Annotated in this window: 26 protein-coding genes; 1 reads left to right on the top strand and 25 read right to left on the bottom strand. The window is 40.2% G+C overall.

The features are described 5' to 3' along the window. Positions 1-17 precede the first annotated feature (17 nt). From IV67_RS04460 to IV67_RS04360, 21 genes are all read right to left on the bottom strand, one after another. The gene (locus IV67_RS04460; RefSeq protein ID WP_057787536.1) at positions 18-797 is read right to left on the bottom strand and encodes an ABC-2 family transporter protein; all 780 of its coding nucleotides are present in this window, start codon (positions 795-797) and stop codon (positions 18-20) included. Next, positions 794-1,567 (bottom strand): ABC transporter permease, encoded by a 774-nt coding sequence (locus IV67_RS04455; RefSeq protein WP_057787534.1) that lies wholly within the window; start codon positions 1,565-1,567, stop codon positions 794-796. The genes IV67_RS04460 and IV67_RS04455 overlap by 4 nt, the downstream gene beginning before the upstream one ends. Further along, positions 1,551-2,534, bottom strand: coding sequence for an ABC transporter ATP-binding protein (locus IV67_RS04450; RefSeq protein WP_162261075.1), 984 nt, complete (start codon positions 2,532-2,534; stop codon positions 1,551-1,553). Before IV67_RS04450 ends, IV67_RS04455 begins: the two co-directional genes overlap by 17 nt. 192 nt (positions 2,535-2,726) lie before the next feature. Further along, entirely contained in the window at positions 2,727-4,046 is a 1,320-nt protein-coding gene (locus IV67_RS04445) for a hypothetical protein (protein WP_057787531.1), read from the bottom strand. A gap of 36 nt (positions 4,047-4,082) precedes the next feature. After that, a complete protein-coding gene (locus IV67_RS04440) occupies positions 4,083-4,730 on the bottom strand; it encodes a GNAT family N-acetyltransferase (RefSeq protein ID WP_057787529.1) in 648 nt (215 codons plus the stop codon). Between the two features lie 106 nt (positions 4,731-4,836). Beyond that, the gene (locus IV67_RS04435; protein WP_057787527.1) at positions 4,837-6,168 is read right to left on the bottom strand and encodes a dihydrolipoyl dehydrogenase family protein; all 1,332 of its coding nucleotides are present in this window, start codon (positions 6,166-6,168) and stop codon (positions 4,837-4,839) included. 36 nt (positions 6,169-6,204) lie between these two features. Continuing rightward, the gene (locus IV67_RS04430) at positions 6,205-6,780 is read right to left on the bottom strand and encodes a TetR/AcrR family transcriptional regulator (protein ID WP_057788246.1); all 576 of its coding nucleotides are present in this window, start codon (positions 6,778-6,780) and stop codon (positions 6,205-6,207) included. A gap of 146 nt (positions 6,781-6,926) precedes the next feature. Beyond that, positions 6,927-7,247 carry a DMT family transporter gene (locus IV67_RS04425; RefSeq protein ID WP_057787524.1) on the bottom strand — a complete coding sequence of 107 codons (321 nt, stop codon included), beginning with the start codon at positions 7,245-7,247 and terminating at the stop codon, positions 6,927-6,929. Beyond that, entirely contained in the window at positions 7,247-7,582 is a 336-nt protein-coding gene (locus IV67_RS04420; RefSeq protein WP_057787522.1) for a DMT family transporter, read from the bottom strand. The genes IV67_RS04425 and IV67_RS04420 overlap by 1 nt, the downstream gene beginning before the upstream one ends. Positions 7,583-7,672: 90 nt before the next feature. Beyond that, positions 7,673-7,942: a 30S ribosomal protein S14 gene (rpsN, locus tag IV67_RS04415; RefSeq protein WP_057744040.1), complete on the bottom strand. Its 270-nt coding sequence runs from the start codon at positions 7,940-7,942 to the stop codon at positions 7,673-7,675. 2 nt (positions 7,943-7,944) lie between these two features. Beyond that, positions 7,945-8,094 carry a 50S ribosomal protein L33 gene (gene rpmG / locus IV67_RS04410; RefSeq protein ID WP_057787519.1) on the bottom strand — a complete coding sequence of 50 codons (150 nt, stop codon included), beginning with the start codon at positions 8,092-8,094 and terminating at the stop codon, positions 7,945-7,947. Between the two features lie 174 nt (positions 8,095-8,268). Beyond that, positions 8,269-9,195: a magnesium transporter CorA family protein gene (locus IV67_RS04405; RefSeq protein ID WP_057787517.1), complete on the bottom strand. Its 927-nt coding sequence runs from the start codon at positions 9,193-9,195 to the stop codon at positions 8,269-8,271. A gap of 2 nt (positions 9,196-9,197) precedes the next feature. Then, positions 9,198-9,644: a GNAT family N-acetyltransferase gene (locus IV67_RS04400; RefSeq protein ID WP_057787515.1), complete on the bottom strand. Its 447-nt coding sequence runs from the start codon at positions 9,642-9,644 to the stop codon at positions 9,198-9,200. Between the two features lie 16 nt (positions 9,645-9,660). Continuing rightward, positions 9,661-10,296: a hypothetical protein gene (locus IV67_RS04395; protein WP_057787513.1), complete on the bottom strand. Its 636-nt coding sequence runs from the start codon at positions 10,294-10,296 to the stop codon at positions 9,661-9,663. A 93-nt stretch (positions 10,297-10,389) separates the two neighbouring features. Beyond that, positions 10,390-13,830, bottom strand: coding sequence for a pyruvate carboxylase (locus IV67_RS04390; RefSeq protein WP_057787510.1), 3,441 nt, complete (start codon positions 13,828-13,830; stop codon positions 10,390-10,392). 190 nt (positions 13,831-14,020) lie between these two features. Further along, complete coding sequence (locus IV67_RS04385; RefSeq protein ID WP_057787508.1) at positions 14,021-14,239, bottom strand: hypothetical protein; 219 nt, start codon at positions 14,237-14,239, stop codon at positions 14,021-14,023. Between the two features lie 83 nt (positions 14,240-14,322). Further along, positions 14,323-15,519, bottom strand: a complete 1,197-nt coding sequence (locus IV67_RS04380) for an acetate/propionate family kinase (RefSeq protein ID WP_057787506.1) — start codon at positions 15,517-15,519, stop codon at positions 14,323-14,325. A gap of 214 nt (positions 15,520-15,733) precedes the next feature. After that, positions 15,734-17,146 (bottom strand): C69 family dipeptidase, encoded by a 1,413-nt coding sequence (locus IV67_RS04375; protein ID WP_057787504.1) that lies wholly within the window; start codon positions 17,144-17,146, stop codon positions 15,734-15,736. Positions 17,147-17,207: 61 nt separating this feature from the next. Then, a complete protein-coding gene (pepT, locus tag IV67_RS04370; protein WP_057787502.1) occupies positions 17,208-18,464 on the bottom strand; it encodes a peptidase T in 1,257 nt (418 codons plus the stop codon). A 235-nt stretch (positions 18,465-18,699) separates the two neighbouring features. After that, entirely contained in the window at positions 18,700-19,173 is a 474-nt protein-coding gene (locus IV67_RS04365; protein ID WP_057787500.1) for a VOC family protein, read from the bottom strand. Between the two features lie 20 nt (positions 19,174-19,193). Continuing rightward, positions 19,194-20,033, bottom strand: coding sequence for an aldo/keto reductase (locus IV67_RS04360; RefSeq protein WP_057787497.1), 840 nt, complete (start codon positions 20,031-20,033; stop codon positions 19,194-19,196). Positions 20,034-20,151: 118 nt separating this feature from the next. Here IV67_RS04360 and IV67_RS04355 point away from each other — a divergent pair, with 118 nt between their 5' ends. Continuing rightward, positions 20,152-20,508, top strand: coding sequence for a winged helix-turn-helix transcriptional regulator (locus IV67_RS04355; RefSeq protein WP_057787495.1), 357 nt, complete (start codon positions 20,152-20,154; stop codon positions 20,506-20,508). A gap of 38 nt (positions 20,509-20,546) precedes the next feature. Here IV67_RS04355 and IV67_RS04350 read toward each other — a convergent pair whose 3' ends face one another. From IV67_RS04350 to IV67_RS09405, 4 genes are all read right to left on the bottom strand, one after another. Beyond that, positions 20,547-21,347 (bottom strand): Nif3-like dinuclear metal center hexameric protein, encoded by an 801-nt coding sequence (locus IV67_RS04350; protein ID WP_057787493.1) that lies wholly within the window; start codon positions 21,345-21,347, stop codon positions 20,547-20,549. Beyond that, complete coding sequence (locus tag IV67_RS04345) at positions 21,334-22,035, bottom strand: tRNA (adenine(22)-N(1))-methyltransferase (protein ID WP_057787490.1); 702 nt, start codon at positions 22,033-22,035, stop codon at positions 21,334-21,336. Before IV67_RS04345 ends, IV67_RS04350 begins: the two co-directional genes overlap by 14 nt. A gap of 111 nt (positions 22,036-22,146) precedes the next feature. Beyond that, a complete protein-coding gene (locus tag IV67_RS04340) occupies positions 22,147-23,442 on the bottom strand; it encodes a tetratricopeptide repeat protein (protein WP_057787488.1) in 1,296 nt (431 codons plus the stop codon). Positions 23,443-23,487: 45 nt separating this feature from the next. Continuing rightward, positions 23,488-23,637: a hypothetical protein gene (locus IV67_RS09405; RefSeq protein ID WP_169790530.1), complete on the bottom strand. Its 150-nt coding sequence runs from the start codon at positions 23,635-23,637 to the stop codon at positions 23,488-23,490. Positions 23,638-23,656: the final 19 nt, after the last annotated feature.

The raw sequence follows: 23,656 nt of genomic DNA, 5'->3' as shown, positions 1-23,656 counted from the left end.
AGTGCTTTTTTTCATGGTTAACTGGCTGAAGAATATCTTTTCAAACCAATGTTCCAAATATAATAACTGCCGATTAATAGCAAGATTGTCATCACAAGCAACGGTAGCAATAACGACAATGCCGAGTGTATGTGTACGTGCGTGAGATTTACAATTCCATTGGAAAGGGCCAATACTGGTATGACGTTCACTAAAAACATCCGAATGAATTTAGGATAGATTTTAGCAGGTCGATTAGCTGAATCAATTAAATATTCAGGTACCCCATTCAAGGCAGTCATATTGTCTTTCCAAAACGAGACTTCAATGACCAATTGATTCATGGCAAAAACAAATAACACACCAACAACATAAAACAATGCGACTAGTAACCAATCTAATGGCGTTAAATCAAATTTGATTAATAAATAAATTGACACTGGTATATAAACAATTAAATTGATTAAACTCGGAAAGTCTAGTCGTCTTAACGCATAATAGAAATAGGAATTGATGGGTCTGAGAAAAATGTAATCCAAATCGCCTTCAATAATATCCTCAGCCAATGCCTCATGCGCACCAATAAATAGAAATTGATAAGTGTAGGTAATTGATGCCAGACTCACAATCATCAATTCATATTGTTCGAATGAAAAGCCACCAATTGTATTATTAAATGAATAATATACGGCACCAGCAATGACTTCAATCAACGTAAACATAAAACCAAAAATAACAACCATGATTGACGTCATCCGATAAGTGGTAAATTCTTTTAAGCTCTGTTTTGCTAAAATTGTATATAAACTAAATGTCATGCCCCGACCCCCTCAAAATGCTTTAAGCCATTTGAAAAAAGCTTATTCGTCATTAAGGTCAGTCCAATTAACCAAATGATTGAAATCAACAGATATTCAATTATTAATGACGGAGCGGTCTGAATTTTAATCAAGGCTTGCACAAAGTCACTTGAAACTAAAGCAACTGGCAAAAATCGAAAGCATTGATACCAAAAATCTGGCAACACATCTAATGGAAATAATAGGCCGCCAAAAAATAGATAGAAAGCGTTAATAATTGGTCGCAATGGCCACATTTGGATAATCCAAAAAGAGAGTGATCCAATCATGAACATCAATTCATGCCATAATACGAGACTAATCAATAAGTAAACAATCAGTTTAACAACATTAAAGACATTACCACCTGAAAACAGCATGATTGCCACAATTAAAATAAAAATGAAAATTAATTTTGAGCCAATGTAAGCCGATAAGCTCTCCCATTTAATGTTAATGGGCCGTAACAAAAGTGTATTGAGCTGACCCGTTTGCACACTCCGCGCTAATCTGAAAATAGGTTCAAATGTAAAAACAAAAGATAACAACCCCGTTAAGATTAAATATTTAAACATTTCAGGTTGGGTGTAACCACCAACTGAATCTGAATTACTGCCGGCATAGATCGCACTCCACATAAAGAATGAAAGCGATAATTGAATGACACGTGAAAAAATTGAAATAAAAAAATTAGCACGGTAAGTGATTGTATTTTGAAAACTATTAAGTCCATTATTGAGATATTTCATCAGTCCCATCCTTTCCGCCAAACATTGCATATAATGCATCTTCTAAAGACGGATTTTGAACATGGACCGATTGAATATCCTGCACATTGAGTGTAATCGTACTATTCGCATCATAGGTATCAATTACAGATGTATCCTGATTCTCTTTTATACCAACATTTTCAGACGCCACAATCGGCTGTTCTTTTTTCCCAGCCACAATGATTTTCGGCTTATCCAATGCCGCGGTTCGTGTGAGTTCATCAATTGACCCATCAAATTTAATGGCACCCTCTAATAGAATCAATACACGATCCGCAACTGCTTGAATATCATTCATTTGATGACTAATAATCAGAACGGTAACCCCATCAATCTGATTCACTTGATTAATCAATTGATGCAATTCACGTTGACTCACAATGTCCATCCCTAAAGTTGGCTCGTCTAATATCAACAGTTCTGGTCCATGTAACAAGGCTGAGATTAACTCTAGTTTTGTTCGTTCACCTAGCGACAATTTTCGCACCGGAATATCAACAACCTTTTCCACGCGAAACATCGTCACATATTTGTTTAAACGCGCCTCATAATCGGCTTTAGCTATACCGTAAATTGATTTCAGTACATTAAATGTATCGCGCGCAGGCAAATTCCAATTTAATTGACTTTTTTGGCCCATCACAACACCAATCTTCTCTAAAAAAGCATCATTCTTCGTATCTGGCGTAACGTGATCAACTGTAATCTGCCCCTGTTTCGTATACAAAATACCCGTTAGTAATTTGATTAATGTTGACTTTCCAGCCCCATTTGGCCCCAATAATCCAACTTTTTCGCCTTTTTCAATTGAAAATAATAAATGATCCAATACGATTTTATCTTGATAGTTGCGATGAAAAAAATCATTGAGGCTGCCTTTAAACCCGGACTGCTTTTCAAATACTTGATAACTGTAGGTTAAGTCTCTTATGTCTATATATGCCAATTGAAGCACCCCCATCATCCATACTGTGTTCAATTAGAATAAATAAACACTCGTTGCAACAACTATGTCCCGCTATAACCAGTCATAATCGCTTGTTTCTATTAATAATATCATTAAATCCTCATAATATAAACATTTTAAGCTCATTTTAAAACAAAAAACCACTCATCATATAATTGAGAGTGGTTTCGATTAATTATAAAAATTTTTGACGTCTTCAATTCTGCTTTCTAAATCTGCTTTGGACATATTATGTCCTTTTGGATCATTAAAATAGTGCCCATAGTCATTAGAATTTATAATATCATCAGATGTGATCTGACCTTTCGCTGCTGCATCAATCGCACCATCCATTCTTTTGTAGTGTGCTTGATCAACGGGATTTGCAGGCGCTGCTGTCTTAGATTCAGTATTCGCTGCAGTACCCCCTTGGGTATTTGCTGGCGTATTTGGATTTGATTCCGTATTTGCTGCAGTGTTAGGTTCAGCCGAATTTTGACTTGATGGATCACGGAACGGGAAGGCATCTGATGAAGTTGCTAGATTTACCTTATTGGCGATTGCATTAATATTTTGTTTATCAGTATTTAATGCCTTCAATAAAGTTTGCTTTGAAACGGTTTCGCCTTTTTCCCATGTATAATCGTCCGTTGATGTTCCCGTAAGATTTTCATAGGTAAAAGTATCATTATGATTATCCGTTATCAATATATTTGCTTTTTTCATATCCGAAACATCGGTCGCATGAATACCAATTTCATTGGCTGTCCCCAGGTAAATATCATACTGACTATTCAAATTTGGTGTAGCGCCCTCACTTTTAGCCACTTGATTAATCAACAACGCTAATTGCATAGGTTGTGTCAAATCATCAAATGCTTGCGCCGTTTTTGATGCATCATCTTGTTCTTGGATATCAATCTTATCTTCAATTTGCTTCGTCAACGCTTTATTATCAGCCAACGTTTTTTCAACTTGCTTGTTCGTTAAAGTCACACTAGCTTTGTTGTCCGCTGCCATCAATGTTTCATAATCAACTGTATTTTGCGCCCCAAATAATGTAACTTGGTCTTTTTCAATCAAAAGCCCAGTTCCGGCATTACCTAAATTAGGTTCAATTGTATAAAATTGTACCTCTTTATCTGGCATATTTTCGATAGCCCCGGCCACATCTTGCGGTTCTGCCGTAATTTTTGAAACATCGCGCGCTGATTGGTCTTCAGCGCCAACAGCATGTGATTGATATTTTCCCTTTGCTAACTGTTCTGCAGAGATTCCAATGTTATCAATTCCTGATGTTTCCATCAATGCAATCAATTTATTTTTATTCGTTAGCTTGATTTTTTCTGCTTCTTCCTTTTTGGGTGTGCTACTCTGCTTAGTAGATTCTACTTTAGGTTCAGATTTTAAACGGTGTTGGACCATGGCATATCCCGTAAAGCCACCCATCCCGATTAGTAATGCGACCACTAGCGTAATACTCATTCCAATCCAAAACTCTTTGTTATTCATTGTTACCTACTCCCTGTATCTAAGCTCCCACTTGAATCAAAATTCTCTTGTATCGATTTCGGACACTGCCTGTTCAAACTCTCTTTGGCTAGCAGTCACCAGCTTTTCTTTATTCGAAAAATTTTGATCAAAGTTCATTAATTCATTTTCTGGCGAATCTTCTAAGACCGCTGAAAATTGAATAATCCCTTGCTTTCCCTCAAAGGCATGCGCTTTTAAAGGTAATGCCATCATCCCCGTATAGTAATTACCATCCGCCAAACGAAGCCCATACTTCTTCGCACCAACAAAGCCATATCGTTCATAATGCTTTGGATAACCACCGATAATAATGGCCGCATACCCCGCTGCTTTAGCTTGCGCAATTGTATAGGTAATTAATTGACGACCATACCCTTGCCCTTGAAACTCCTGAACAATACTAACCGGACCAAACGTAATGGTTTCTAAATCTGAACCCGTATCCGTTACTATTTTTGACTTTGAATAAAAGATACTCCCAATAATCTCACCATCTTTTTCAATAATAAAAGATAAATCTGGGATGTAATCTGCACTATCGCGTAAATGATGAACAATTAAATGTTCATTACAACCTGGTACATATAGATTCCAAAATGCATCGCGGGTTTTAGCTTCAACAAGCTTAAATTCATCTTTATTTTCGTGTCTTATATTAATCATAGCTTATCCATATTCTTTAGAAATCGTATTACAATTCATTATAGCAAACATATACTCTTCACGATAATAAAAAAAACAGCCCGCTTAGGCTGCTTTTTGCTTACTTTTATAGTTGTGTCATTGCATCAAAAGCAATCGCAGGGAAAATATATACTAAGCGTTCTAATTGTTCTGGTGTATAACCAAATTCAATTGCAGGCAACAAAGCATTAATTGTATCTTCAGCGCGTTCTGAAATTTCAGTCGCTCCTACTAATTGCTTATCTTGATTGAAAATCAACGTAATCTTAGCATCTTGTTCGTAATCAACGGCACGATACCAGTTACCATTATGATCATTTTCTTGAATCGTGTAAGTGTCAGGGTCAGCTTGCGCAGCTTCAACCGTGACACCAGCTTGTGCAATCCGAGGTGTTGTAAAGACATTTGTTGCAATTACTGGATAATCAATCGCTGCGTCTGATTCACCAGCAAAACGATGCATCAAATATTGTGACTCAAATTGTGCAGTTGGCGTCAACTTTGGTTGTTCCTTATCAATCACGTCACCTGAAGCATAAATACTTGGTACTGCTGTTTGCAAATATTCATTCACTTCAATACCCTTATCGCTGGCTTGAATCCCAAGATTTTCCAATCCAAGGTCTTCAACATTAGCTTGACGGCCAGTTGCATCTAAGACCCAATCTGCTGAAAGTGTTGCATCGCTCAAAGCCACTTCAACACCACCATCTACTTCTGCAAAGCCCTTAACTTCTTGGTTACGTAGAATCTTAACGCCACGTGCTTCAAGGTCAGCTAAGACTTGCTCGACGTAAGGTTGGTGGAATCCACGCAATGCTTGGTCACCATGCAAAACCAAAGTGACATTCGCATCCGCTGCATTCGCCATCGTTGCAAATTCAACACCAATATAACCACCACCAACGATCACCAATTCCTTTGGCATCTCGTCAAGATCCATAAAGTCCTTTGAATCATGTGTAAGCTCAGTTCCGTCAACATCAAGCTTGCGTGGACGAAGACCAGTCGCAAGCACAATGTTTTCGGCCGTTAATTGTTCATCATTCACTTTTACAGTGTGTGCATCAACAAGACTACCAGCCCCATAATACATCGTAATGCCTGAGCCTTCCATCCCGCTTGTTAGCGCATCAGGAATGACATCAATGGCTGCTTGTTTGTGGGCTTTGTTCTTAGCCCAATCAATCTTACCGTCACCACTCACGATGCCATTTGAAGCCCGGAGTGTGTGTTGTAATGCCACTGGTGCATCTAGTAAAATCTTTGCGTTACATCCCCAATTTGGACAAGTTCCACCAACTTTGTCAGCTTCAATCACGGCTACGCGCTTGCCTTTAGCCGCCAATGGCATTGCCCCATCAAAAGTACCGTGTCCGCTACCAATGTATACCACGTCATAATCATATGCTGTCATAAATGTGTGCCTCCTCTAGATTATCCGAAAATGTGTCTACGCTTTGAAAATTGCTCGAGTTGCCATCGCAATCAGCTGATCTAATTCAGCTGACGCAACCACAACTTGATTTTGGGCGCGCACTTGATACAACCATTGTAAGGGCTGCAAAGCTTGCGCAATAATCAAGTCAACATTGTCAGTTAGCAACATTTGCGCTAAATAACCACGCTTAATGACCGCTAACATCGCTGGTCCTAATAAGGTCGTATTGCCTTGTAATGCTTCAGGTAAGTATTCGGGATTGGCCGCTAACGCTGCCATAAAATTTAAAGCTTTGGGTGCTTCATTAAAATTGTGAGCATATGCCCGCATCACTGTTTCAAATTGCAAACTAATGGCATCCTGCTCATTTGGTTCAGGAATGCTATCAATGAGTTGCTCACGGGCAGTCTGATAAAGATGCCCCAGCAAATCTGCTTTATTTTCAAAGTAAATATAAGCAGTGGCAACTGAAACCCCCGCCCGCTTGGCTAACTTATTAATAGTTAATTGGCTTAAGCCATTTTCTTGAACCAAGTCTAATGCCGCTTGTTCCAAAGCAATTAACTTTTTTTCATCCCTTTTTCTCATCTTATCCACGACCAAACTCGTTCCATCAATGTTGTTACTCGAGTTAGGGTTCTCCTCATTCCTTTTGTTTGAATCCCTGGCTTTATTTTACCATAACTTTGTGAATTCTTTGTAAGTAAAAAGACGACTGGTTCCCCAAGTCGTCTTTATGCACCGGTTGTGAATTTAAGTCCCACGGCACCAATCACAATTAAACTAATAAATAAGATTCGTTTCCAATCATGTGACTCATGATAAAAGAACATGCCAACGATGGTCCCACCAGCGGCACCAATTCCCGTCCAGATGGCATAACCCGTTCCCATTGGAATCGTTCGTAAAGCAACCCCCAACAAGCTCACACTGGCCATCATAAAGCCAATCATGAAGAATACAAGGTATGAGCGTTTCTTACGGTTATATTCATTAAGCGTAATCACACCACTTACTTCCATACAACCTGCTAATAGTAAGATAATCCATGCCATTATGCCTTTTCCTCCTCAATGAGCTTCAACCCAATTACCCCAGTTAATAAGATAATCAAGAAAATCAATTGGGTACCAGTCAAACCATCGCCAAAGACAAGCCAGCCAATTAAGACCGTTGCCGCTGAGCCAAGTCCCACAAAGACTGCATAGGTGGTTCCAACTGGTAATTTACGACTTGCTAATAAGTACAGACCAAATGAGGTAATCAATGACGCAATCGTCAAGACCCATTCCAACGGTGTATGGGCATATTTAATCCCAACAACCCACCCACTTTCAAAAATAATGGCAATTAAAATTGTTACCCACGGATTTTTCGTCAATAATTTCATCTATTTAGCCCTTTCATTTGCTTCTATGTATAAAAAGAGCACCCACACAAGGTGGATGCTCTTTTCAAAAGACTTAAAATAATCTGCCGATTACCATGAAGCCTTCTTAACACCAGGGATTTGACCCTTGTGTGCCAACTGACGGAAGTTCAAACGTGACATTCCAAATTCACGCATGTAAGCGTGTGGACGTCCGTCGATACGGTCACGGTTGTGGGCACGAACAGGTGATGCGTTACGAGGTAACTTTGACAAACCTTCGTAATCACCAGCAGCCTTCAAAGCAGCGCGCTTTTCAGCGTACTTTTCGATGGTTGCTTCAATCTTCTTTTCTTTAGCGATCTTTGACTTCTTAGCCATGATTACTTGACCTCCTTGAACACTGTAACACGACGCAACTTTGGAGAATACTTCTTAAGCTCCAAACGATCTGGCGTGTTACGACGGTTCTTAGAAGTTAAATAGATACGTTCGCCAGACTCTGCTGACTCTAATAAAATGTTAATGCGCATTAACATAACTCCTTCGAATGTATTTTGTGAGATGCCTCTCACCTACCGATTGAACGACAGGTATGGCTGCATGGGCCAAACCCCAAGCTTGCGCCGTTGCAATAGCTAGTAAATTACAAAGAATAACTATACACAATCTTAACTAAAATTTCAAGTCTTTTGCGCTATTTTCTTTTATTTATCAAAATAGCCATGGCGCCAGAACCAGTATGTCGCAATTGCCATTAAAATTGCCGTCATAATAATTGTGATTAACCAACCATTATTCTGCATCGCAAATGGTAAATATTTGACATTCTGGCCATAAAAACCAGTAATAATTGTTGGAATCGTTAAGACCACTGAATACACCGTCAAAATCTGCATAATCCAATTTAGATTACGATCATTGCGCGCTGAATAAGAATCAGAAATGTTATTCACAACTGAACTCAATAAATCAGCCATCTTATGGGCCTGTTCCGCTTCAATCGCTAAACGATTCGTGACGCTGCGGTATGCAGTAGTCCCTTTAGAAACTTTAAATTCTTTAGCCAAGCTTTTTAACACATCGCTATTATCCTCTAAAGACGAATCAATGTACAACAAGGCATTCATCACGGTCCAAATCGCATCTAAATCACCACCAAAACCACGCGTTTTGTGATAAAACATCTGCTGAAAATCACGCCGCAAACTATCTAAATGATTTAATGCTGTCTCATAATCTTGATACAACACCAACAATACTTCTGCCAACAATTCCATTGGCGTCACATCTGCATCAAAATCTGCCACACTTGCGACTAATTCATCCGCCAAAAAATCCATCGATGGACGCGTAAACAACAAAACACGTTGTTCGGACTGTTGCACCAAGAATGAAACTGATTCCGTGTGATAGGCCCCTTTAGTCGGTACATCTGAATCTGCGACGACCGCATCTAAAAATAGCATCACTGAATTTTCATCTTCCATAAAATGCCAGCGCGCTGCTTCATTTTCATCTTCAATATCCTGAATGAACGCATTTGGAATATGTAAATTTTCTCTTTCGGCATGCGCTAAATTACCAGCATGATATAACTGTGCTTGGTTCCCTTTGAATAATTCTTTTAACATGATTAGCCCTTTTCAGTTACTAAAGCACGGTGTTCAATTGGATATGGACGCCCTTGTCCATCCAAAGGCGACACATCAATCAATTCAAAACCATTTTTTTCATAGAAATGTTTTGCTGCCAAATTATCTTGGTTAACATCAACAAAACGAACGTCTTGATCTTTAATCAATTGTTTCAAAATAACACTACCGTATCCTTGATGAAAAAATGTTGGATCCAAAAACAACATCTCTAAATGGTCAGATTGCGTCCCCGAAAAGCCAACGACTTCATTGCCATCAAGCCAAAATGTCACTTGTAGCAGTGGTAAAAATGTTGGGATTTCTGTTTTTAACGCTTCTAAATCGGCAGGGTCCAAAAAATCATGTGTTGCTTTAACAGATGCTTCCCAGATTTTTAATAGTTGTTCATAATCTTTCTCTGTCACTGTTTCAGGTCGTAGTTCCATGCTAGACCTCCTTAAATTAAATTGCTTGTCGCATAAAGTACCAGCTCAAAAAGCCCATGCCAAGTGCCATTGTATCTAATGTTAAGATATCAAAGAAACCACGAAGTGGCCAATTAATGAGATACATGCCAAATTCAAGTGCTGCAAATAGCACGATTAAAATGGACACGACTGTCAAAACATTACGCAAGCTAATCCAGTCGATTGTCATCACTGCTTGCGCATACCAATACATCGTTCCAGCTAACGCCAATAAGATTAGCGCAAGGACAATGCTTTTGCCCGAAATACTCTCAGCTAGGACGTAATCAGCCATGCGTGCGTTCGGCCAAAAGTTTGTCACAATCAACCAAGCACTCCAACTAAAAATCATCCCAGCACTTGCTTGCATCATCTTACGTTCACGTTGGTAGCGATGATAGGCGTAAATCGCAACCAGTGCCACTGTAACGGCCAAACTAGCTAAAACCTGCATCACCAGGAAGCCACCTCGAAAAGGTGCTCCTTGAGCTGTTAACAGCGCAATTGGATGTGCCAGTGATTGATAAGCCGGCCACATAAGCGAACCAATCACACTTTCCAAAACAAATGTGATTGCACCGACAATCCCTAGTCCAAAAAATAATTTGCGTTGCCACCATTGTTGTTGCATAAGTCACCTCTTAAAAATTGAATGACTCTAGTTTACCATATCTAGCCACAACAAAAAGCATGCCTCACGACATGCTTTTTTCAAACTTTTTAATTACTTAGGCTCAATCACAAGTAGTAAATCACCGGCAGAAATTTGAGTTCCCGTCACTGCGACAACTTCTGTCACCACACCGGCAATCGGTGCTTGGACTGAGGCTTCCATCTTCATGGCTTCAGTTACTGCCAAAATATCACCTGGCTCAACTTCATCACCCACAGCAACACTAATTTCAACGACATCGCCGGCCATCATTGCCCCAATTTCACCTGGAACACTGGCATTCGCTTTACGCTGATTTGTGGTAGCTGTTTGCATGGTTTCATTGAATTGTGCATCGACTGTAACCGTCATTGGTTTACCATCAAGTAAGTAAGTCAACTGCCAATTGCTGTCAGCTGGATTAGCTTGCATATCTTGCAAAATTAACGTCATCGTTTGACCTGGCGCCAATGTAATCGTCACTTCTTCCCCTGGTGTCAAACCATAGAAATAAGTTGGTGTGTCCAACTTTGTGACCGGTCCAAACTGTGCTTGCTTTTGCATAAATTCACTAAATACAGTTGGATACAAGGCTTTTGAAATCACTTCTTCTGGCGTTGGTGTTCGCCCTAATTCAAGCGCCAAAGCTTCACTGACATCCTCTAAGACGAGTGGCTCAGCAAACAAACCAGGACGCTCAGTTAATGGCGTTTGACCTTTAACAATAATTTCCTGCAATTCCTTTGGGAAACCACCAACCGGTTGACCAATATCACCCATAAAGAAATCAACGACTGACTGTGGGAAATCAAGCTGGTGTCCACGTTCATAAATATCGTCTGGTGTCAGTTCATTTTGAACCATAAAGAGAGCCATATCACCGACAACCTTAGAAGACGGCGTCACCTTAATAATGTCACCAAACATATGATTAACTTGTGTATACATATGCTTAATTGCATCCCAACGGTCCCCTAATTGCAATGCTTGTGCTTGTTGCTGCAAATTAGAGTATTGCCCACCTGGCATTTCCACTTCAAAAATATCCGTTTGTGGGCTCCGCATGCCATTATCAAATGCTTGATAATAAGGCACAATCCCTTGCCAGTATTGATTAAGTTTCTCAACCGCTGGCATGTCTAATTCAGGCTGACGGGCATTGCCACTTAACGCGTAATACGTTGATGCCATGGCTGGTTGTGATGTGGTTCCTGCCATCGCGGCGTTGGCGACATCAATCACATCAACGCCAGCATCGACAGCTCGGGCATAGGTTGATACACCAATTCCAGTCGTATCATGCGTATGCAGATGGATTGGCAAATTAATCGCTTCTTTTAATGTCGTAATCAATTGGTATGCTGCTTCTGGTTTAAGCAAACCGGACATATCCTTAATTGCCAACATATGTGCCCCAGCGGCCTCAATTTCTTTAGCAAAATCAACATAATATTGCAAAGTATACTTGGTGCGGCTTGCGTCTAAAATATCACCGGTATAGGCCATCGTGACTTCAGCAAGCTTATTTTCATCACGAACAGCTTGAATTGACGTTTCCATCTGTGGGAGCCAGTTCAAACTATCAAAGATTCGGAAAACATCCATCCCATTTTGCGCTGCCAAATGAATAAATTCTTGAATGACATTGTCAGGATAATTTTGGTAACCAACTGCATTTGATCCACGGAATAACATTTGCGTTAATGTTCGTGGCATCTTAGCACGTAACGTACGCAAACGCTCCCAAGGATCTTCACTTAAGAAACGATAAGCCGTATCAAAAGTTGCGCCACCCCACATTTCATTTGAAAACAAATTAGGCAATGTCGCTTGTGTCGTTTCGGCAATCGTCTCCATATCTTTTGTCCGCATGCGGGTTGCAAATCGTGACTGATGCGCATCACGCATTGTCGTATCCGTCAACAAGACTTGTTTTTGCGCTTTAACCCATTCAGCAGCAGCTTCTGGTCCTTGCGCATCTAACACATCTTTTGCGGTCTCTAAATCTGCAGGTAGCGCTCGTGAGCGCGTTTGAAATGCATTCAAACTTGGCTTAGCCTGTTCCGTGCCGACACCCGGGAAACCATTAATACTAATTTCCGAAATATAGTCCGTCAATTGCTGCTTTGGATCAGCTGGTGTGACGTGCTTAAAGCGGGCCATATTCTTATCGACAAAAGTTGTTGATGCTTGGGCTGATGTGAACGTCGCGTCTTGAAAGACTTCTGACAAAAAGCCAGTATTCGTCTTCACACCCGCAATTTCCGTTTCAGCAAGGGCGCGCTGCATCCGAGTCACAGCCTCGTCAAAGTCACTTCCATGTGAAATCACCTTGAACAGAAGTGAGTCAAAATATGGCGTCACTGTCGCTCCAGCATAAACGCTCCCGGCATCGACACGAATCCCAGGTCCAGCAGGTTGGTTGTACCAACGAATTGTTCCTGTATCAGGCATGAAATCGTTAGCTGGGTCTTCGGTTGTAATACGCGATTGAATGGCAACGCCATGCGCTTTTAAGTCAGCCTGCTCCGGCAATGATAATGGTGCTTCATGCAACTGATGCCCCATAGCAATCAACAATTGGCTGCGTACAATATCAATATCGGTCACAACTTCAGTAACCGTATGCTCAACTTGTACACGTGGATTCACTTCAATAAAGTAGAAGTCATCCCCGTCAACCAAAAATTCAACGGTAGCCGCACTTTGATAACCGACACTAGCCATTAAGCGCACTGCGGCATCTTGAATCCGTTCACGTAAGGCATTATCAACTGACACTGCTGGTGCAAACTCAATAATTTTTTGATGGCGCCGTTGGACTGATGAATCACGCTCAAATAGATGCATCGTATGCCCAAATTCATCCGCTAAAATTTGAATTTCAATATGCTTTGGATCCTGTAAGTATTTTTCCAAGTAAATATCGCTTTTACCAAATGAAGCTTGGGCTTCAGATGCCGCACGTTGGAACGCTTCCTTCAATTCTTCAGCATGTTCTACAACACGCATCCCACGACCACCACCACCAGCGGCGGATTTAACAAAAATTGGATAACCGAAGGATTCACCTAGTTGCAAAGCTTCTTCCATCGTCTCAACTGGATGATCTGTTCCAGGCACACTTGCAACGTCAGCAGCTGTTGCAACACCCTTTGCCGTAATTTTGTCACCAAACATTTCCAAATGTTCAGGTTTTGGCCCCACAAATTTCATGCCCGCGTCCGCAATGGCTTGCGCAAATGCTTCATTTTCTGACAAGAAACCATATCCAGGATGAATGGCATCAACACCATGGGCTTGCGCCAAAGCAATAATGCCCGGAATATCTAAATAGGCCTCAATTGTCATGTCTGCCGTTCCAATTTGGTATGCCTCATCTGCCGCAAAACGATGTGCCGCATACTTATCGGCATCCGCATAAATAGCAACAGTTTGAATCCCCAATTCTTTAGCTGCTCGAATAATTCGGACGGCGATTTCGCCTCGATTAGCTATCAACAATTTCCGCATACGACACCCCTTTTATTTTTTAAATATTAAAAACACGTTTAAAATTATAAAACTAAAGTCTAATATAGCTTATTTAAGCTCGAAATGCTATATATTTCACAAAATAATTTATCGATTATTCGGAAAAACGTTTTAACAGTATAAAAAAATAACCCGGGTGATTAAGATCACCCGGATTAGTTATTTAACATTATTTAACTTTGGTTGTACGTACTTCCTCGAATTGGCCTTCGAATACTTGCTTACCATCAGCTTTTTGTTGATGATTTGCTTTCGCAAAGGTCTCACGATAAGGATCCATTTGCTCGTTAATTTGCGCATTGAAATTAGCAAACATCCGGCGTGCCTTACGTCGAGCGTATAAGACGCCAAACAGCATCATTAACATGATAATTAGTAATAGACTCATCGAGATCCTCCTTTATGATAGTTCCATTATAACGTGGTTACCATAAACGAACTTAAAAACGATATCGTCAACTAATGACTAAATTAACGGCCGTTGTTCTTCTTTAACATTTCAACGTCACGTGCAATTTCAAGCTCTTCGTTAGTTGGCACTGCCAAAACAGCAGCTGTTGAATCAGCAGCTGAAATAATACGTTCTTGACCACGAACCTTGTTAGCTTCTTCATCTAGCTTAATACCCATGAAGTTCAAACGATCAATGATTAATTGACGATCTTCATAAGCATTTTCACCGATACCAGCAGTAAAGGTAATGGCATCAACACCACCCAATTCAACGATGTATTGTCCGATATAGCGAGCAACACGGTCGATGAAAATATCAAGTGCTAACTTAGCATGTTCATTGGTTTCTTGAACATCTTCCAAGTCACGCATGTCTGATGACAATGTTGAAATTCCAAGCAAACCTGACTTGTTGTTCAAAATGTACAACATTTCTTCATTTGACAAACCTTCACGTTCTTGGATGTAGTAGATCAATGAAGGATCAACATCACCTGAACGCGTTGCCATTGTAACACCGGCCAATGGTGTGAATCCCATTGAAGTGTCAAATGACTTTCCATCCTTGATGGCTGTAATTGAAGCACCAGCACCTAAATGCAATGTGATCAACTTCAAGTCTTCAAGTGGCTTGTCCAAAATTTCAGCTGTACGTTCAGCAACGTAACGGTGTGAAGTTCCGTGGGCACCATACTTACGTGCACCATACTTTGTGTAGTATTCATATGGAAGTGAATACAAGTAGTTTTCACGTGGCATTGTTTGGTGGAAAGCTGTGTCAAAGACGGCAACAGAAAGTGCGTCTGGCAACAATTCACGGAATGTTTCAATTCCAGCTGCATTGGCTGGATTGTGTAGTGGTGCATAAGCAGCTAGACGGTGAATCTTTTCCAAGACTTCATCATCAACGACAACTGATTTGTTAAACCATTCTCCACCAGCAACAACACGGTGTCCAACACCTGTAATTTCTGATAAGTCTGTTACGACTTCCTTTTCACTGAATTGACGCAACATTTCTTCAATAGCTGCACGGTGATCAGGGAATTCCTTAGTGAATTCAGTCTTTTCTCCATTGAACTTCAATGTGAAAATTCCTTCATCCAAACCAATTCGTTCAACTTGTCCCTTGGCAATGACTTTTTCAGCTGGCATTTCCAATAATTGGAACTTCAATGATGATGAACCAGCATTAACCGCTAATGTTTTAGACATGCTTAAACTCCTTCTTATTTCCGAATAAATTAAATTTACACTTTTAATAGTCTCAAAAAAGTTCGTTTAACCGCAACCTTTTCGCTTCTATCTTAAATGCCTTACCTTAATTATATAGTGATATGCGACCAGTTACAAATCAAAAATTCACAAATTCGTTAAAAACCCAAAAATTTATAGGCCCTTTTTCACAATCCGCAAAATTTCAATTCCCTTAATCGGCCATTGGGAAACGAAGATGCATGCGACCTGTCCCCTTATTCAATAGCTCATTCAATAATGCATTTGCCGCTTGCAAATACTTGTCTGCCATCTGTTGATTTTGTGTTGTCAATTCCGCAACGCTAATCGCAAGTTGATTTTCTGCTAAAAACAAATCACCCGCATGCTGCATGCGCTCTTGAAATGCTTGCACCATTGGTTGATAAAAATCAAAATCGGCATCCGCAATCATCGCGATGTTTCGCATCAACCAGTAAGTATACTGAACATCCGCTTGTCCCGGTGTATCCCGTATTACTGCTGGTGTGTCATTCACATTTGCAAAATAAGGCACAAACGCGTTAAAGACATTGGGGCCAAATCCCAACCAATGAATCCCTGCGACACTATCAGGAACATCTGCACGTAACTGTAAAATGTGCGATTCTTCATTCCGATTCATCCCAATCGGACGATAGACTGGTGTGCCTGTTTCGGTTTCGTTGTGATAAACATCAAAGTCTGTATCAGCATAATAAGCACTCAAAATTGATTCCACATCATGCACATTCAACTTTTGATCTGGATAAACCAAAAATGGCAAATCTTGCTCTGTCGGGTCAACATTGGAAACATCAAGCCCCATGAGTTTATGCCCCAACCAGACCCGTGGATTATTGTAGACTTTATCTTTGTCCAAGTAGCTACCAAAATAATGACGTAGATTAATATGTTCGTAATCAATCACATCGGTTTGGCTTTGCTGTTCAATAAAACTTTTTACGGCATCCGCATATAACACATCTGGCCCATTTAGATTCACGACATCAATATTAAAGCGATTTGAGGCCAATACAGCTGCATTATCTGGAATTTTTACAGCAACCCAACTATGACCACCAATCGTTTCGAGATACCAAATTTCTTCACGATCAGCAAATGCAATTCCATTTGACTCATAAGTCCCATATGCTTCCAACAATGCGCCCAGTCGTTCAACGCCCGCACGCGCTGAATCAATATACGGTAGCACTAAAGTCGTAAAATCAGCTTCACCAATACCAGCATCATTTAACGGATCAAATGCGAGCACTCGTTCATTTGTCGTAATGGTCTCAGATGCTGTCATGGCAACATTTTGACTATTAATACCACCAGCTGCCCAAATCCCACTACCTGTAATAGCATCCGGCGTTGACGTATAGCTAAATGATTTTTCCGGTAAAGTCATCGCAAAATCAGTTAATTCAGATTGATAGGTATTCGGTTGATTGGCTTCAATCCACACAAACCTTTGGGGTAAAGGTGTTTCCCCACCATCTTCATTCCGCGCAATCATCGTTGAACCATCAGCAGTGACGGCTTTTCCAACGAGGACAGTTGTACAGCTTTTACGACTTGCTTGATACTGTGCTTGCTTTAACATCTAAACTCCTTTCAACGATACAAAAAAACATATTGAAAATTTTCAATATGTTTTCTCAAGCTTATAGGGCATCTTTGACATTCAATTCGTTAATCTTCAACATTGTATCAACCGCTTGCTTCATAACACGGGTTGAAACATATTCAAAACGACCGTGCATATTTTCTGCTCCGGCATAAATATTTGGTGTTGGTAGACCTAAGAATGTAATCTTTGAGCCATCAGTTCCGCCACGAATTGGTTCAATTAATGGTTCAATATTTAATTCAGTCATGGCTTGTTCTGCTAGGTCAACTGGCTTCATGTTATCCTTCAACACTTCACCCATGTTGTAATATTGGTCATGCAACTTCAACAAGACACGATCTTGACCAAATTCTGCATTCTTGGCATCCACGATACTTTGAATCAAAGCCTTCTTTTCTTCAAACTTTGCACGATCGTGATCACGGATAATATATGACATACTTGCCTCGTCAGGTGTTCCGTTCAACTTCAAAAGATGGAAGAAACCTTCGCGACCTTCAGTATGTTCTGGACGATCATGTTCTGGTAGTTCGGCATGAATATCCATGGCAACTTGCAATGCATTAATCATCTTATCCTTAGCATCACCAGGGTGCACATTCAAACCTTGAATCTTCAAATCAGCTGAAGCAGCTGAGAATGTTTCCCATTGTAGTTCACCTAGAGGACCACCATCCATGGTATAAGCGAATTCAGCACCAAATTCTTCAACGTGGAAGTTATCGGCACCAATCCCAATTTCTTCATCAGGACCAAAGGCAAAATGTAAATCACCGTGTTCGATTTCAGGGTGTTGGACCAAATATTCAGCAGCTGTTACTAATTCAGCAACTCCTGACTTATCATCAGAACCAAGCAATGTCGTTCCATCAGTGGTAATCAAAGTATGTCCTTCATACTTCTTCAATGATGGGAAGGCATCCGGTGCTAATGTAAATTCATCGTTCAACTTAATTTCTGATTGTCCATCATAATTTTCGACAAATTGTGGGTTCACATTTTCAGAATTGAAGTCTGCTGTGTCCACGTGTGAAATAAACCCGATTGAAGGGACATCCCCATCAACATTAGCTGGCAAGTCCGCAAACACATATCCGTCAGACATTGTACGAACATTTTGCAAACCAATTTCTTTCAATTCATCAGCTAAATCAGCTAAAAAGGCAACTTCCTTAGGATCTGAAGGCACCGTTTCAGATTCTTCGTTTGAACGTGTGTTTACCTTAACGTAACGGACAAAACGATCAACTAAATTCGGATATGTTTCAGCAATCTCTGTTAATTCACTCATGAATCTACCTCTTTTCTACATTAAGTTATGTCGGTGCGCCTATGTGCGCACCTCAACTTCTAGCAACTTAAACAATACATCAAGTTTAAGCTTTCATGGGCTGCATTTCAATCCTATTCCTTTTAAATATGCAAAATTTCACATAATTTTTTCATAAAAACTAGAAAAAGGCTTTTTTGTACGTTTAAGCTACATAAAAAAGGACTAAAACACAATCGTTTTAGTCCTTTTGTCATTAGACCCGTGCAAACGGTCCTTTTGGTGCAATCAATTCTAGATTTGTCCCATCAGGATCTTTGAAATAAACAACGCCAGTTCCAAAACCGGCCTTCAAACCATCTTGTTCTTCAAAATAAATCGGTTCACCTTCTGGTTCAATACCCAATTCATTTAGACGGGCAATGGCTGCATCTAAGTCTTCAACTTCAAAACATAAATGCATCGCACTGATTTGTTCATTTGAATACTGCGCTTGAGTTGATTGAGGTGCTTCGTACTCTAAAATATCAATGTTGACATTACCTAAATGCAAATTTGCATAATTGATTTTAGTGTCATCTAAACCTTGCACTTGGGCCATTCGCTGACCACCAATTGCATCACGATTAGCAATTTTCTTACCCGCCAATGCTTCATAAAAAGCAATCGACTTATCTAAATCGCTCACCGTAATCCCAACATGATTTACTAGTGAAAATCCATTCATCATTCATCCCCCTCTGTGACTGATTATCCGGCAAATTCATCTGGATTTGGACCAACACGGAGGTCCTCATTAAGATTATCAATCATCGCCATATCTTCATCCGTTAATTCAAAATCAAAAACATCGGCATTGCTTAACATGCGTTCTGGTTTAACTGACTTAACCACTAACAAAACGTCACGTTGAATATCCCAGCGCAAAACAATTTGCGCAACCGTCTTATGATATTTATCAGCAAGGGTTTGCAAGACCTCATTATCTAAGATTTGTCCTTGCATCAAAGGTGACCATGCTTGTGACTTAATGTCATGCGCTGCATTAAAGGCACGCAAGTCATCCTGTGCTAATTTTGGATGTGATTCAATTTGATTCAAAACTGGTGTTACTTTGGCAAAAGACAAGAGGTCTTCAAGATGATGTTGCTCAAAATTGCTGACTCCGATTGCCTTTACCTTACCAGCAGCATAGGCTTCTTCTAATGCTTGCCAAGCTGCCTTATACTCGTTATGACCTGGCCAATGCACTAAGAACAAATCAACATAGTCCAATTGCAATTTGTCTAAACTCGTTTGGATTGACTCAGCGGCAGTTGCTTGATCCATGCCAAAGTTCCAAACCTTTGACGTAATGAACAAATCTTCACGCTTTAAACCAGTTTTAGCTAAACCAGCTTGAATTCCTTGTCCAACCCCGACTTCATTACCATAAATTTGGGCCGTATCGATAAGGCGATACCCATTTTCAATACTTGATGCCACAATTTCAGCCGTTTCATCATTTGGAATCTTGAATACGCCTAAGCCAAGTCCTGGAATCTGTATATCGTTGTTTAAAGTTACTGTATCTTGTAAGTTTTTAATCATCATTTTGCTCCTTTTCTAACCGTTGATAATAGGATATAATAACAGCAACATTATGACCAGTACGCACTAAAAAGTATCATACGCACCTTTTAGTACCTATTGGGAAAGGACAGGGTTTATGCCTGAAGAAAAAGTTTATCGCATTGGTGTGGAAGCAACTATGGAAGTCCTTGGTGGTAAATGGAAGCCGATTATTTTATGTAATTTACGTCACGGTTCCCTACGGACAAGTGAATTAAAACGCCAGATTCCTGGCATTAGCCAAAAAATGCTAACCCAGCAGCTTCGTGATTTAGAAGCATTAAACATTGTTGACCGTCATGTCTACAATCAAGTTCCCCCAAAAGTTGAATATGCGCTAAGTGATTATGGTCAGTCACTCAGTCCTGTGCTCGACAGTTTGTGCAACTGGGGTGAGCAACACATTCAGACTTTGCAAGCACAAGGTGAAGCCGTTACCCTTAATATGGACTAAAAAAGACATCTCGCGTGAGATGTCTTTTTATTTTGCCCTTAAATGTAAGTATAGGGATCCGTATTCACTTCTGATACGTATACGTCGTCCAAATCCCATTGGTATGTTTTTTGCCAAGTTTTTACCAACTGTGCCATTTTAGGTTTTGCATTGGCTTCCATATGATGATTCGGATCAATCACAACCATATCATGCGCCAAAATATCATGACCCGTATGATAATAAACATCGGCTGTCACAAAGGCATCAGCCCCCTTCGCTTGCGCCGCTTCATAGTCACTATCACCATCACCACCAAGCACGGCAATCCGTTGAATTTGACGTTGCAAATCATTGGCGATAACCCGCACATGCGCAACGTTAAAGGTTTCACGTACAAATTCTGCATATTCAGCCACAGTTGTTGGTTCAGCTAAATTACCAATACGGCCAATTCCCGTCTGTCCATCTGGATTAGGTAATAAGGGTTCAACATCTTCCACAATTTCCAAATCTTCGGCCAGCCAGTCATTTAAGCCAGGATAAGCTGCATCTAGATTGGTGTGAGCCGCATAAACAACAATGTTATGTGCCAATAATTTGGCGTACATTGCATTTTGCGGATTACTTAAATCTAAATCTTTTGCCGCATGGAACATCATTGGATGGTGCGCAAAAATAAAGTCAGCATCACGTGCAATCGCTTCATCAACAACCTCTGGTCGCACATCTAAAGTCGTCATCACACGATGAATTTCTTGATTCGGGTCACCTAATTGAATCCCAATGCGATCACCCTCCCAAGCTAATGATTTAGGGGCATAATTTTCAATTTGCGCAATCAACTCACTTGCTAGCATCTGCTAATACCTCCTCGATTTGTTGTGATGTTTGCTGATAATTTGTATATGCCTCAGACTGTGTTTGGTCTGCAGCAACTAATTTTTCCATAATTCCGCGTTGGCGTGCTAATTCACGACTCCAGCGTTCGCGCCAAATCGGACCATTCTCTTGGATGTTAATTGGACCAAATTGCAATTCAGTTTCTGTGTAGTGCGCTGAACCTGGTTGCGCAACAACTACTTCATAATAGTGCCCATCATCAAAAAGCATGCGCTCATCCGAAATGGCATACTGATGTTGCATAAACCATTTTCTAACAACATCAACATCCAAATTTGGCTGCACAATAATGGTGTCATATTGAGTATCGCCTTGATGACCAGCTTCAAGGATTTGTGTAATTAAACGGCCACCCATCCCGGCGATGACAACCGTATCAATCTCATCTTCAGGTTGAATTGCAGCCAAGCCGTCAGCAAGACGCGGAATCAACTGTTCATTCAGACGATGTTTATTAATCTCATGTTCGGCATTTTCAAGAGGCCCTTTGGCGACCTCGCCGGCAATCGCGAACTGAATTCGTTTATTCAAAATTAAATTAGCTGGCAAATAAGCATGATCGGAACCAATATCCGCCACACGAGCGTCATCGGGAACATACGCTGCCACTGCTGCCATACGATCTGATAAGTGCAATGCATCCATTTTTTAAGGTCTCATTTCATTAATTATTTCATTCTAGTTTAACATATTTTGGGCTAATACATGTTTGCGTCCAAACAAAAAAGCCGGTCCATACGAACCAGCTTTCTTATTTTAGAAGAACGCGTCTTCATCATTTTGTGCATCTAAAATATCTTTTTCTTCAAGCATTTCATAATCATCTGGGACTAGCTTCAAATACAAGTCCAATGTTTGCTTGGCAAAAGTTTGTTCACCCGCTTCACGGAAGAAATAATACGCATCCTTTAAGAAACTAGCATCCGTATCGAAGAATGGTAAGGCCGCTTGATAATACTTATCAGCCATTTCAAAGTCTTCAATTCCAGCATAACTCTTCGCTAAATTACGATACATCACTGGATCAATGTCAGCTTCATCATCAGCAAAATAATCATTAAGCAAACGAATATTTTCTTCGTGCTGCTCATGTAGCGTTAACCAATCTGAATAATCCAATGTCAATGTGACATCTTCTGGATTATATTTGAGTCCTTCTTTAAAGAAGCTCTGTGCCTCATTTGATTGGCCTAAACGTTCGCTTACAATCGCAGCGCGTTCATACATTTTTGGATTGAATTGATCAATCGCTAACCCATCTTGATAAGTCTCAAGCGCTTGTTCATCTTTATGTTGATGTTCATAAAGTGCACCTAAAGGTTCATACAATGTGGCATAATCCGGATCGATTTCACGCAACTCTTCAAAAGCTTTAATCCCTTTATCATGCGTTTCTTCATCAGCTGCATAAATCATCGCCAATTGGAAACGGACATCAGGTGTTAGACTAGCTTCATCAATTTGTTCCAGATAAGCTAATGCACGGTCAACATCCCCAACCAGTGCATATGCCACCCCAATGCGGGATGCAACATCAACACCTGAAAAATGACGTTCACCTTGTTCCAACAATGTTCGATAGTATGGAATCGCATTCTTATAATCCGCTGATGCAAAATAATATTCACCCAAAGCAAAGGCAATCACTGGTTCATCAGGTGCCAAATCATAAGCCGTCTTCAATTTCGCCTCAGCAGCTTCATAAATACCTTCAGATTGATACAAATCAGCCATTACAATTAAGGACTGTAAGTAGGCATCTGATTCCGGCTTCACTTCTGCCAAATAATTCATTGCTGTTTCAGTATCACCATCATCAATAGCGATATCGGCTAACGCCGTACGTAATTCATCTGCATCGGGATATTTTTCTAATAATTTTTTATAAGCCCGTTGCGCTTGGTTTGAGAATCCTAAGCCATATAATTCTTCGGCTAAAGAATAAATTGTATCATCATCGTCATGTCGCAATGACAATGCATATGACTTTTTGGCTTCCTCAGTTTGACCAAGTTCTAATTCTGTTAACATACGTTCTGCATAACTTGCCATGTATTCCAGCCTCCTTACGATTGCACACTTTCGACAATAATCGTTCTAATCTTGCTTATCAGTTGCTTGGGCCTTTTGGCGGGCTTTGGCTAATAAAGCTTCACGCTTTGACTTTTTATCTTCAGCTGAAACGGTCCCTTTATTTGAAGCACCGCGTGCAAAATCATTTGATTTAATACTTCCTTTTGTTGACATTATTCTTTCCTCACTACAA

The organism is Weissella minor (assembly GCF_001437425.1).
Taxonomy (GTDB): Bacteria; Bacillota; Bacilli; order Lactobacillales; family Lactobacillaceae; genus Weissella; species Weissella minor.
This window is presented reverse-complemented; position numbering and strand designations above follow the sequence as displayed.